The organism is Acinetobacter minutum (genome assembly GCF_035916735.1).
Lineage (GTDB): Bacteria > Pseudomonadota > Gammaproteobacteria > Pseudomonadales > Moraxellaceae > Acinetobacter.
The window spans coordinates 1-13200 of record NZ_JAQIHG010000043.1 but is presented as its reverse complement, the minus strand read 5'-3'; the positions used below and the strand labels follow the sequence as shown (position 1 = coordinate 13200).

The following is a 13200-nucleotide window of genomic DNA, read 5'->3' as shown; positions in this document are numbered from 1 at the left end:
TGTTGCTTTAGCCTGTATATTTTTATGGCTACCTCTATAGGTTTAATTATGAACAGTAAATGTCAACAGACCCTAATTAACTATTTTAAATTTATTAATTTTTCTACATGGTTGAGTTGATTGGGCATAAGATGAAGCTCGAAAAACAACCAGGCACTGTTGTGCCTTGATTGTTATATTTTGCCAATTTAATGTTTTGGTTGTTGCATCATGGCTGGGGCGCTGGGTTGGAAACGAAGTTCACAGGTGCCCTGAATTGTTGTGTCACCGAGTTTGACCTGTACCGACTGTCCCGCAGTTTTTCCTTCACAAGCTTTCCGAACCTGTTCAAAATGGGCGCGATGTTCTGCACGATGTTTTTCCCAGGCAGCTCGCTGTTCCGGTGTTAACTCTTGACCTGCAGCCATCCGGCCTTCCTGCATATGGGCCATCATGTGACGATGCTGATCATCTGACATCATGTCCATAGGCTGCTGCATGGCATGCATATGATGCTGAGCAGACTCTTGAGTTGCATGAGGAGACTGACAGGCGGTTAAGGCGGTCACAGCAAACAGACTGGCACCGAAGATTGCGATTTTTTTCATTTTATTCATGAGGATGATCCCTGACGCCAAAGAAGAAGGGTTGTTTAACATTAAACAATAAAGATGAAGAAACAATGGAGGCGTTTTTTGCTGTGGTTTGGTTACAATGATGAAGCCATTCCCATGAGCGTGAAATTTTGAAAATTCTTCGTATTCCCATTGCGTTGCGTCTGTTTCTCAGTGTCTTGTTGACCACGGTGGTGATTACCACGGTCAGCTTGGGGATTTTGCACTGGACCATGCAGCGTAACTTTGCCCAGTATGTGGCAGATGTGGAAATGCAGAAACTGGATCACCTGATTGCGAATCTGGCGGGTGTGTATGGGGTTTATGAGGATTGGGGCAATGCCATTCAAGCCCAAATTCTGCAAATCGAAGGGGATGCTGCACCGGATGATTATGACCGCTTGTCACGTTGGTGGTTACGCCGTCAGTATGATATCGCTTGGCAACAAAACTATTTTAGCCAGCATACCTTACTGCAGGCTACACCGAATAGCACCAATGCTGCACCGTTGCTGGATGCCGAAGAATTACGCCTGATGGCACAAAATCTACCGTCAGAATATCAGCCTTTTGAAGGACTGGTTTTTCCGCTCAGCGCCAATGATTTGTTTCGTACTGAAGGTAAAAAAAACAATGCTGCACAACAGGACACCAGCAGCACGAATGGGAAAAAACGCTTTATTCCGATTCCTGACCGTTTGGGCTTGAGCTCGCGTTTGTCGTTGTATGATGCTAAGCGCCAGTTTGTGGTGGGTGAACCATCGAATGAGCCTGTGGCTTACCGCCCGATTGAGGTAAAGGGCAAAGTCGTTGGGTATTTGGGCTTAAAGCCGGTACTGAATCAGCAGGATGCCTTGAGTATCAACTTCTTCAGTAATCAGAAGCGTTATTTGCTATTCGTATATGCATTTGCGGTACTGGCGAGCTTGGTGGTGGCATTACTTCTGGCAACCTCATTCAAGCAGCCGATATTACGTCTGTTACAAGCGACTCGTGAATTGACTAAAGGACATTTTCAGCATCAGGTTCAGATTCAGCGTAATGATGAATTAGGAGATTTGTCCAATCAGATTAACCTGTTGGCCAGTATGTTGGACCAGCATGAACAGTCACGTCGACAATGGGTAGCCGATACCTCGCATGAATTAAAAACCCCACTCAGTGTATTGCAGGCACAAATTGAGGCGATGCAGGATGGCATTCGACAGGCGACGCCTGAGCATCTTGAGGCCATGCTGCGTCAGGTCAGCAGTTTGAAAAAACTGACGATGGATCTGGCTGATCTGGCACAAGCCGATGTTCAGCAACTGAAATGCTATTTTTCTCAAGTCGATCCGTGGGAAGTGGTGCTGCAGGAAGTGGAAAACTTTAAGCCGAAATTGATCCAGGCGCAGTTGAGTGTTGAGTTACAAGGCCATGGCACTACGTTACAGTTGGATATTGACCGCTTTAAACAGATTTTGGTGAACTTGCTGGAAAACAGTATTCGTTACACACAAGCCGGTGGCAAGATTCATATTCATACCGAACAGTTGGCAGAAAGCTGGAGCTTATATGTCGATGACAGTCCGTTTGGTCTGGATGATGCTCAGTTGGCACGTTTAGGTGAGCGTTTCTATCGGGTGGATGATTCACGCACACGTAGTACTGGCGGTACCGGTCTGGGCTTGGCGCTCTCGCGCAAGATTGCAGAAGCCTTGGGTGGCGAATTGAGTTTTGCACATTCTCCGCTCGGTGGACTGCGTTGCAAACTGACTTTTTCCCAAAAAAATCAAGATAAGGATCTGAAATGATGAAACATGTGATGTTGGTAGAAGATGAGGTCGAGCTGGCGCATTTGGTCCGTGATTATTTACAGGCGGCAGGTTTTGAAGTCAGCGTATTCCATGACGGGCAAGAGGCCTATAACAGTTTCCTAACCCGTAAACCTCAGCTGATGATTCTGGATCTGATGGTGCCTCGTATGGATGGCTTAACGATTTGCCGTAAGGTGCGTGAACAGTCAGATATCCCAATCATTATGGTCACCGCGCGCACGGAAGAAATTGACCGGGTGCTGGGTCTGAATATGGGGGCGGATGACTATGTCTGTAAGCCGTTTAGCCCGAAGGAGCTGGTGGCTCGGGTGCAGGCTGTGTTGCGTCGTTTGGAACGTAAAGTGGAGCCGGAGCAAAATGATTTGTTCCGTATCGATAAAGCGCAACAGCGGATCTGGTATCAGCAAAAACCGCTGAGCTTGACGCCGACCGAGTTCCGCTTGTTGGAACTGTTTTTAGAGCATGTGGGACAGGTCTATTCACGTGCCCAGCTCCTGGATCATATTAATCCGGACAGTTTTGATGTGGCCGATCGTGTCATTGATAGCCATATCAAAAACCTGCGTCGCAAGATTACGGAAGTGGCCGACACTGGTAACCGCCATGAGTGGATTCAGGCGGTGTATGGCGTGGGCTATCGTTTTGATTACCCGGAAGAGCACTAACCCCTTAGGACGAGCAGCTGACCTGAATTTCCGGGACATCACTTGGTAAAGGCGCCAAGTCTTGTGGCTGCTCTAATTCAGGCTGATGTAAAAAAGGCTGGTTGAGTAATTTAAACAGCCGATCCACCTCGGAGAAATCATCCTGTTCTGCCAGCTCAATGGCACGTTGTGCCATGTGGTTACGCAAGATATAACGTGGATTGACCTGCCGCATGGCCGCATTGAGTTCATCCACATCCTGATGCTCACGAATCTGCTGATACTGCTGTAGGAAACTGTCGAACTGGCGGATGTCCAGACAGTCATCACGAAGCGCGCTATAGTCCTGATTTTGCAATCGGATAAAGCTTTGCGTGTAATCGAGTTGCTCGCTTTGCAAAATCCGTAAAAAAGCCAAAGCACAATCAAAACTGTCTTGATGAAAGTCAGGCAAACCCATTTTGGCACACAGGCCACGACGGTAATGAGCCAAAAAGGTGGTTTCATACTGTTCCAGGCATTCAGCCAGGTCTGCCTTGAACTGGTCTTTTTCAGCTTCAGCGGCCAGCGGCACGAGATTATTCAGCCAGACCCACAAGTTCCAGTGCCCGATACTCGGCTGATTCTGGTAAGTATAACGACCCTGATAGTCGGAATGGTTGTTGATCCAGTTCGGACGAAAGCGCTCCATAAAGCCGTATGGGCCAAAATCCAGGGTAGAACCAGTGATGTTCAGGTTATCGGTATTCATCACTCCATGCGCGAAGCCGACGAGTTGCCACTGGGCAATCATGATCGCCGTGCGTTGGATGACCTGTGTGGCAAAGGCTAAAAGAGGCCGCTCAGCCTGCAAGCATTCTGGATAATGCCACTCCATACATTTCTCGGTAAATTCCTGCAGTAGTTCGGGTGCATATTGGTTGATCCATTCAAAATGCCCCAAACGGATATGACAGTCGGAAGTACGTAGCAACATGGCACCGCGTTCCAAGGTCTCACGCTGCACCCCCTGATGTGAACTGGTAAAACCTACAGCATGACTCGACGGTACACCGAGTGCATTCAAGGCATGTCCAGCCAGATATTCACGAATCACGGAACGTAACACTGCACGGCCATCGCCCATGCGTGAATAAGGCGTCATGCCCGCACCTTTGAGGTGTAAATCAATTACCTGTCCCTGTCGGTTAAGTACCTGAGCGATGAGCAGGCCTCGGCCATCTCCGAGTTGTCCGGCCCACTGGCCAAACTGATGACCCGCATAAACCATGGCCAGTGCGGGGAATTCGGCAAAGGTTTGCTGTCCGCTACAAATTTTCACCCACTGTGCTTTTTCTTGTTCAGTCCACTGTAATTCATCAGCCAATGCAACATTAAAGTGCCCTGCGACAGGAGACTTTAGCGGGTTAGGGGGCTGCTGGTGGTAGAGTTTTGGATGAAGACTCGGGTAACGCGCATAAAACTGCATGAGTAAATGATCAGCTGACTTTGGATGACTTACTATAACAAACCCGATGTGTGGACTTCACGGGCTTTAGGTCGTGGACGGTAAAAGAAAAGCCCCAAGGCTGGGGCTTTCTCAAAAAGATCATTTAATCTGAGACGGCGTTCTTTTTGACGCTGTGCATTAAGCTGTCAAGCGACTCACGATGATGACCCAGACGCTGTTCAACCTGCTGGAATTCAGCTTTGAGCTTATGATCCATCTGATGGATTTTTTCCGCCATTGAAACTTTTTTGGCTTGTAATTCCTGCTCTTTAAGCTTTGCCCAGTCATTTAAGGTGTGGGTAAAAGCTTCATATTCCTGTGCGATCCGTTGTTTCATCACTTGCATGTCAGAGTTGACATCATGACCATAAATCGCCAGATCTTGTTCGGCATATTTAAATTTCATCGCCAGTTCCGCTTTTTTGATATTAAAGCTCGGAATACGGCGTAGATTTTTGGCCAGACCGACTTTTGAGCAGCTCCAGATCAGCCATTTCGTTGGATCATATTGCCACCATTTGACACCATTACGATAATCGTATTGGAAAATATGGTGATAGTTATGATAACCCTCACCCCAAGTGGCAATCGCTAACCAGAAGTTGTCACGTGCGGTGTTTTCATCGGTATAAGGACGCTTGCCCCACATATGACACAATGAGTTAATGAAGAAAGTCACGTGATGACTCACAATCAGACGGAGTAAACCACCTAAAAGTACAACCCCCCACATATCTCCGGTTGCCCAACCGATGGTACCCAGAATAGCGACATGAACTAGAATTACCAGCGGTACATAATATTTGTGTTGGAACATGACCAGCTTGTCGTTTAACAGATCTGGTGCATTTTTAAAATTTGGTTCCGCCGCAGGGTAGTCACGTAGCATCCAGCCAAGATGCGCATACCAGAACCCCCGGTTGATTGAATACGGATCTTGATCAATATCATCCACATGACGGTGATGGGTACGGTGACCGGATGCCCAGAACAGAATACTGTTTTGTACGGCAAAGGTACCGCCTAGCATCAGGATGATTTTTAACGGTAAAGCCGCTTCATAAGCACGATGCGCCCAAAGGCGGTGATAACCGGCTGTAATGCTCAGGCTGCTGACACCCAACAGAACAAACAGGCTGATCCAGGCAGCAGTGCTAAAATCGTGATAATAGGCATACAGTGGAATCGCAATGATGGCAACAATCGGTAAGAATACCAGTGCAAAAATCGCAATCCAGTTAATTGGGGCTTTGGGTAAGGGAGGATTCATCTCCAACAGCGCTCCTAATGACCTTAGTCAAGGTGTAAAACAAAACTACACAGCTAAAGCATTGAAGCGTGTTATAGCTATGAGTGCGGCATATTAGCATGGGTGAACAAATATTCACTAGCATTATTGTACAGTTGTATTGTATTAAACAGTATCGGTATTCGACCTAGGTTTAATGGGAATTCCCGAAATTTATTAGGGGATTTCTGTTGATTAACGATAGTGGAAAATTTATACAGTTTTGCGACAAAAAAATTATTCAACGATCTTTTTTTGCATGAGTGCCGAGCCTGAGTCCAGAGTGCAGAATTTTCATGGGGCGGCGGTTGGCAGATCATTAGGCAGCGGGTGATCAATCCCTCATCACAAATCAAGGTGATGTATTTAAAAGCAAGCAAACTTAGAGATGTTGCTGCATCACTTTAGGAATATCGGTAATCAGTCCTTGTACCCCTGCATCCCGAAGAGCCTTGGCCCGGTCGACATTATTGACGGTCCAGACACTGATGGTGAGCTGTGCCAGATGCGACAGTTGAATCATTTCAGGACTAGCCAACTCATCCATCCAGCCAATATGTTGGCAGTCGAGCTGATGCGCGTGTTCAATCGCTTTGGCTTTGAGATCAGTTTCAACCAAGAGCCCACGTTTAAAAGGGCTACGGCTTTGTTGTAGCGCCTGCAGAATTTTTTCATCAAAACTGGTAATGATGACCCGATCTTCCAGACCTTTGAGCTGCCATTGCAGGGTTTCTGTCAGTTGCTCGGCCTCGTGCATCGAAGGCACTTCTTTGATCTCCACTTCGATATGTTCGAAGTCATTGAGCAAATTCAGCACTTGGATCAGTTTAGGCGTGGTTTCTCTGTGTGGCCAGTGGGCCCAATCGTTACGGTGATCATAATGCTCCAAATCGGCTTCATTACAATCATACAGCGAATAGTTCAGACCCGTGGTGCGTAGAAAATTATCATCGTGGATGACCGTCAGACAACGGTCTTTAAGCTGTCGAACATCAAATTCAACGGCACGGACACCGAGGTCGCGTAGATATTGAAAGCCACCTAAGGTGTTTTCCGGTGCCTCACCTCGGGCACCACGATGACCAATAATTCGCATAAGGATCAATACATAAAAGCGCTAACTTATATTTTACGCTTAAATTGTGTCGTTAATGTTCTTTTGCCATAAAACTTCTTGTCCACCTTCTGCTCGTTGTAAGGTACGCGAAGCGACAAACAACCAATCTGAGAGGCGATTTAAAAGCTGTAACGCAGTGGGCTGGATATTTTGATCACGGTGATGCACCGACATCAGGCTACGTTCGGCACGACGACAGACCGCACGGGCCTGATGGGCATAACTGCAGACCAGCGTACCCGCTGGCAAAATAAATTCCTTCAGCATAGGTAAAACATCATTCATATGGTCGATTTGCTGTTCTAGAAAATCGATACAGGTTGTTTGTAGCATGGTGTAGTTTGGAATACAAACTTCACCACCGAGGTCAAATAACCAATGCTGGATTAGACTGAGAGATTTATCCCATTGCGTCTTATCTTCGATCGTGCTGACTGCAATCTGTGAACGTAAAATGCCAATACAGGCGTTAAGCTCATCAACATCGCCGAGTGCGGCAATACGCAAGTCATCTTTGGCAACACGTGAACCGTCGCCAAGACCGGTCGTTCCTGAGTCGCCTGTGCGGGTATAAATTTTACTTAAACGGTGGCCCATGATGTTTCCTGAAAGTTAATACAAAAAAGTGGATAATGCTGGAGGGTCATTATCCACAAAATGCGCTGTTTTGAAATTGAATTGGAGTTGGTTTGCTTAGTAGCGGAAAGTGATACCTGCAGAGGCGAGACGGCCACCGTTTATATAGAATTCATCTTTATAATATTTTGCTGTTTTATATTTAACATCACCTATATTTTTGATATTGGTAAATAATTTTATATTTGGATTTATATTCCAATAGGTGTTTAAGTCAATTGTCATATAACCCGGTGTGCTTTCAGATTGAGGTGGGTAATTTGAAGTTTTTGAACTAGATTTCGCAATTAAGGATGCACTTAAGCCATAAACTTTATTTTCTAAGCCCGTAGTTAAAGTTAAACTTTGTTTTGGACGTCGAATGAGCTCTAAACCAGAGTCTTCATTTTTGGTTTTAACATAAGCATATTCGGTTGTTAGGAAAAGATCATCTTTTTTCCATTTAAGTCCTATTTCACCACCCGTCATTTTAGCCTTGCTTACATTTTCATAAGTTGAGTAGATCATTGGATATAAACTGTAGTCGGATGTGTACTCAATAAGATTTTTAACTTTTGTTTGATAAACAGAAGCATAAGTAAGTAAATTATGAGTTAGTTGGTGATCTACACCTATTTCATACGAAACACTTTCCTCTGGTTTAAGTTTAATATTTCCATTAGTAATGTATGTTTCATTTCGTTGAGAATCATAAAAACTGGAAGAGTAAAACAGTTGATTACCTGTAGGTGCCTTGAAACCTGTTCCAAGATTGCTGTAAATACTAGTTTTTGAATTGAGATTATAACGACCTGCTAATTGACCAACAGTATGTGTACCAAATTGGTCATTATCTTCAATACGGAGGCCTGCCTGAGTATGAATCCCACCATCGTTATATTGATGTTGTAAATAATAACCAGTTGTATCTAAACTCTTTGTTCTACCTAAGATCGATAAGCTCTCTATATCTGCATTATTTATTGAAGTACCTATTAAGAGGTTTTGATGATCAGTATATTGCCAGCGAATATTAGCATCCGCTTCATTTCGCTCAGTATTAAAGTAATAAAAATAGCTTTTACCTGTGAGCTCATCTTTAAAGTTTGAATAGCGCATGTTTAAAGATAGACCAGAGGTTAGGTTATATCGGCCATTTAGACTGATTAAACGATTGAGGAAATCATTTAATCCACCATAATACACATTGGTACCTTTATTTTCGCTAATGTTGAACGATGTTGCATATCTCTCTTTTTCATACCCTAATTTAGCGCTATAACCTTTTTGATCATAACTTGCATGCTCAGTATCTTTGTTAGTAACAGGTGTACCATCACTTTCTAAACGCTGACTACGTATTTGAGCATAAATACCATCATTAACTAAATCAGCGCCAACTACAGTTTTATAGGTATTATTTTCAGCTATTTCACCCGTAATGAATAACTGCTGTTTTTCTGGTGGAGCGGTGCGAATATTAATTACACCACCAATCGCATCTGTACCATATTGAACTGATCCAGGACCTTTTAAAACTTCAATTTGAACGGCATCGCTTAAATCAATATAAGGAATACTCGCTCCACCATCTAAAGCCGTATTTAAACTGATTCCATCTTTTAAAAAGAGAGAGTAATTAGAGTCCGCTCCTCGAATAAATAAAGATGATGTTTGTCCAATTCCACCACTTTGAACAACAGTCAAACCTGCATCACGTTGTAATAGTTGACCTAAATCAGCAATTGATGATTGTTGAATGGTATTTTTATCAATTGCAGAAATGCGTACTGGTACATCACCAATTTTTTCTTCAGAACGTGTCGCGGTAACAACCAGTGTTTCTAAAGAAGCATTTACCGTATTTTGATCTGTAATGGGCTGTGCAGAAACACTAGAAGAGAAACCCATTGCCATAGCAATAGCGCCCACGAGAGCTGTAGGCTGTAAAGAGATAGACATTTTGTGCTCCATAACATTCACACCCCGTGAATGATTGAGAAAAAGAACACAACAAGCAGGTCTCCGGACTCAAATGTAATATCAGCGGATATTTGTCTATCCACCTTCCCACACCAATAATGTGCAGTGGTGTTAAGTTGTAAAACTTAAGATGACAGACGTTTCATTATTACCGTTGCGGGGGCAGTGTTGGCTTTTCACCAACTTCCCTAGAACTGATTAGTTCATGACTTGTTGCAAAACGCGCGCAGTATAAGGGTAAGGGCTCGTTTAAACAACGTATAGATGGGATATTTAAAAGTGAAGTTTAACGCAAACCAAAAAAATTGCATTACAATGATTCGCCTCCATGATTTATAGATCGGCTATGAATCAGGCATGACATGAGTTTATATTCCATGCGAACGCGTGCCAAAATTTGTGGTATTACTCGTCCTCAAGATATTCAGTCTGCTGTTGCTGCGGGTGCAGATGCGATTGGTTTGGTATTTTTCCCACCAAGCCCAAGAAATGTAAGTATTGAGCAAGCTCAACAATTGGCTGATGTGCTTCCACCGTATGTGCAGCTGGTCGGTTTATTCGTGAATGCCAGTGCAGCAGAGATTCAACAGATACTACAAAAAGTGCCTTTGGATGTTTTGCAATTACACGGCGATGAAACTCCAGAACAATGCCAAGCGATTGCAGCACAATGTCAAAGACGGTGGTATAAAGCGATTCAGGTGAAACCAGATCTGGATGTGGTGGCTGAAATTCAGCGTTATCAAACAGCGGGTGCAAGTGCCGTTTTATTAGATGCTTGGCATCCGGAATTGAAAGGGGGGACCGGGCATAGCTTTGACTGGTCCGCGTTCCCTAAATTAGAAATTCCTCTGATTTTGGCCGGCGGTTTAAAGCCAGAGAATATTGAAGAGGCTATACACACCACGCAAGCCTTTGCCGTGGATGTGAGCGGAGGCGTCGAGTCCGCAAAAGGTATTAAAGACCAACAACTCATTGAACGATTTATGCAAGGAGTCCAACGTGGATCAGCAAAATAACGTGATTGATTACACCCAGTATCCAGATGCCAAAGGGCATTTTGGTATCCATGGTGGACGTTTTGTGTCAGAAACGCTGATGGCGGCATTGGAAGATTTAGAAAATCTTTATAACCGTATGAAGAATGACGAACAGTTTCTGGCAGAATTCGACCGAGATCTAAAATATTACGTTGGACGTCCAAGTCCACTTTATTATGCTGAACGATGGTCACGCGAGTTGGGTGGGGCACAAATTTATTTAAAACGTGAAGACCTGAATCATACCGGTTCACATAAAATCAATAACACGATTGGTCAGGCTTTATTGGCCAAGCTTTCTGGTAAAAAACGCATTATCGCTGAAACCGGTGCAGGCCAGCATGGTGTTGCAACTGCAACTATTGCTGCGCGTTTGGGACTGGAATGTGTGGTCTACATGGGTGCTGAAGACGTGAAACGTCAGGCCATGAATGTGTATCGTATGCGTTTGCTCGGTGCCAAAGTCGTTCCAGTTGAAAGCGGTTCGAAAACCCTGAAAGATGCACTCAATGAAGCGATGCGTGACTGGGTCACCAACGTCGACAGCACTTACTACATTATTGGTACGGTTGCAGGTCCACACCCTTATCCAATGCTGGTACGTGACTTCCAGTCGGTGATTGGTCGTGAGGCACGTCAGCAGATTCTAGAGCAGGCAGGACGTTTACCAGATGCATTGGTCGCTTGTGTGGGCGGAGGTTCCAATGCGATTGGTTTATTCTATCCATTCCTGAATGACTACGACGTGAAAATGTATGGGGTCGAAGCCGCAGGTTTGGGTATTGAAACCGGTAAACACTCAGCACCATTGAATGCGGGTCATGTCGGTGTATTACATGGTAACCGTACCTATCTGATGTCGGATGCACAAGGCCAGATTATCGAAACGCATAGTATTTCTGCTGGTCTGGATTATCCGGGTGTAGGCCCAGAACATAGCTTCCTGAAAGATATGCACCGTGTGGAATATGTGCCAATTAATGATCAGGAAGCATTACAAGGTTTCCGTGACTTAACGCAAATCGAAGGCATCATTCCAGCATTAGAAAGCTCACATGCCATGGCGTATGTGACCAAGCTGGCCCCAACCATGTCGAAAGACCAAATTATCATTGCGACCGTTTCGGGTCGTGGGGATAAGGACTTGATGACCATGGCACGTCTTGACGGTATCCCGATCGTCGATATGTAATTCTGCTGTAAATAAACAAAACATCTGGCTGCTTGTCAGCCAGATGTTTTCAATTTTAATTTTCTCGAAACTGGATGAGGCAAGCATTAAAAAATGATGAAGGCATTTTTGCTGCTTTAATCATCGTAGGAATCTAAACAACACATAAAATTGCTATTCTTTCAAGAATCGCGAGGCATAATAAAACTGAGCTAAACCGGCTTGTTGGCTCTAGATGGAACTGGTTAATGGATTTAATTCAATCGAATGGACAACCGCGATACGGGCGTTTTGATAAATTGCCCGCCAGTATTGATCTCAACAAATATATCTATCGAACGCCTTATGGCGACATCGTTACTGGTTGGCGCAGACGATTAAAATACAAAAAATACAAATTCTGCAGTATTCAGCATGAACACTATTCTATGGGGATTGCGATCGTTGATATGGGCTGGGCAGCGCATGCCTTTGTCTATATTTATGATCATATGACGCAGCATGCCTCTGAATGGAATGCTATTCAGCCCTTTGGTCGTAAAACCCAGTTGGATGAGCAGCCACTGCTTAACCAGAGTTTTTTTTATAAGTCACCTTTTCAGATTGATATTCAGCATGCGCATGGCGTGCGCTATATCCGGGTGACTAAATATGGTGAAATCAAGCTCAGTGCGCGAATTTTTTGTGCGGGAACCGAGCCGCTCAGTTTATGTAGTCCAACCGGAATTAATGGCTGGACTTATACCCAAAAACTGACCACCTTGGCCGTTGAAGGTTTTTTTGTGAATCGGCAGCGCGAAGTGATCCAATTTCATGAGCGGAGTCTGGCTTCTCTGGATGATACCTGTGGTTTTTTAAGACCAGAAACGGCTTGGTTCTGGTTATCCTGTAATTTTTGGGATGTCCAGAATAACCGTGTCGGGATTAATTTGGCCTCTGGTGTGAATGAGAGTTTTGGCAATGAAAACTGCTTATGGGTGAATGGCGTACTTTACCCTCTACAGGATGTTCTGTTTGAAAAGCAGGATGAACAGTTTTGGACCATTCGTTCATTGGATAACCGGTTAAATTTGAGTGTGCAAACCAGTTGGCGGCGTTATGAAAATATTAATCTGCGCCTGGTGGGCAGCCAGTTCAGCCAGTGGCAGGCTAAGATTTCCGGCACCATTCAGTGCGAAGGGCAGCCAGAAATTATATGTTTAAACGAGTATGGCCTGCTCGAGCAGCATTATGCGAAATGGTAAGGCTGGGCTGAAATAATTTTGCTGGCGCATGACTAAAAAAAAGCCATCTTGTGATTAATGCCAGTCAGTTAAGCAACATTTAGCAAAATGCTGTAAAAATGAGTGTATATAAATACGCTCATTTTTTTTTTATGACTTTATCTGAGAATTTAGATTTAACCCTTCAGCACTCCATGCCATCACTCGCTGATTTTAGTGA

11 protein-coding genes and 1 riboswitch are annotated in these 13200 nt (G+C 44.4%); of the genes, 5 read left to right on the top strand and 6 right to left on the bottom strand.

The annotated features are described in order from the left end of the window. Positions 1-188: 188 nt before the first annotated feature. Positions 189-596, bottom strand: coding sequence for a hypothetical protein (locus PAE54_RS11790; protein ID WP_326519580.1), 408 nt, complete (start codon positions 594-596; stop codon positions 189-191). Between the two features lie 128 nt (positions 597-724). Here PAE54_RS11790 and baeS point away from each other — a divergent pair, with 128 nt between their 5' ends. Then, complete coding sequence (baeS, locus tag PAE54_RS11785; protein ID WP_326519579.1) at positions 725-2386, top strand: sensor histidine kinase efflux regulator BaeS; 1662 nt, start codon at positions 725-727, stop codon at positions 2384-2386. After that, positions 2386-3075 (top strand): response regulator, encoded by a 690-nt coding sequence (locus PAE54_RS11780; RefSeq protein WP_273779407.1) that lies wholly within the window; start codon positions 2386-2388, stop codon positions 3073-3075. The genes baeS and PAE54_RS11780 overlap by 1 nt, the downstream gene beginning before the upstream one ends. A 4-nt stretch (positions 3076-3079) precedes the next feature. Here PAE54_RS11780 and PAE54_RS11775 read toward each other — a convergent pair whose 3' ends face one another. The 5 genes from PAE54_RS11775 to PAE54_RS11755 all read right to left on the bottom strand — a co-directional run bounded on the left by PAE54_RS11775 (position 3080) and on the right by PAE54_RS11755 (position 9525). After that, positions 3080-4522 (bottom strand): protein adenylyltransferase SelO, encoded by a 1443-nt coding sequence (locus PAE54_RS11775; RefSeq protein ID WP_326519578.1) that lies wholly within the window; start codon positions 4520-4522, stop codon positions 3080-3082. Between the two features lie 124 nt (positions 4523-4646). Next, positions 4647-5813, bottom strand: a complete 1167-nt coding sequence (locus PAE54_RS11770; RefSeq protein ID WP_326519577.1) for an acyl-CoA desaturase — start codon at positions 5811-5813, stop codon at positions 4647-4649. Positions 5814-6213: 400 nt separating this feature from the next. After that, complete coding sequence (locus PAE54_RS11765; protein WP_326519576.1) at positions 6214-6927, bottom strand: glycerophosphodiester phosphodiesterase; 714 nt, start codon at positions 6925-6927, stop codon at positions 6214-6216. Between the two features lie 39 nt (positions 6928-6966). Beyond that, positions 6967-7545, bottom strand: a complete 579-nt coding sequence (locus PAE54_RS11760) for a cob(I)yrinic acid a,c-diamide adenosyltransferase (RefSeq protein ID WP_326519575.1) — start codon at positions 7543-7545, stop codon at positions 6967-6969. Between the two features lie 96 nt (positions 7546-7641). Then, positions 7642-9525, bottom strand: coding sequence for a TonB-dependent receptor plug domain-containing protein (locus PAE54_RS11755; protein WP_326519574.1), 1884 nt, complete (start codon positions 9523-9525; stop codon positions 7642-7644). 37 nt (positions 9526-9562) lie between these two features. Continuing rightward, positions 9563-9775: riboswitch (cobalamin riboswitch) on the bottom strand. Between the two features lie 133 nt (positions 9776-9908). Here PAE54_RS11755 and PAE54_RS11750 point away from each other — a divergent pair. The 3 genes from PAE54_RS11750 to PAE54_RS11740 all read left to right on the top strand — a co-directional run bounded on the left by PAE54_RS11750 (position 9909) and on the right by PAE54_RS11740 (position 13001). Continuing rightward, positions 9909-10565 carry a phosphoribosylanthranilate isomerase gene (locus PAE54_RS11750; RefSeq protein ID WP_326519573.1) on the top strand — a complete coding sequence of 219 codons (657 nt, stop codon included), beginning with the start codon at positions 9909-9911 and terminating at the stop codon, positions 10563-10565. Next, positions 10549-11778 carry a tryptophan synthase subunit beta gene (gene trpB / locus PAE54_RS11745; protein WP_273778536.1) on the top strand — a complete coding sequence of 410 codons (1230 nt, stop codon included), beginning with the start codon at positions 10549-10551 and terminating at the stop codon, positions 11776-11778. Before PAE54_RS11750 ends, trpB begins: the two co-directional genes overlap by 17 nt. A gap of 227 nt (positions 11779-12005) precedes the next feature. Next, complete coding sequence (locus PAE54_RS11740; RefSeq protein ID WP_326519572.1) at positions 12006-13001, top strand: DUF2804 domain-containing protein; 996 nt, start codon at positions 12006-12008, stop codon at positions 12999-13001. Positions 13002-13200 lie beyond the last annotated feature (199 nt).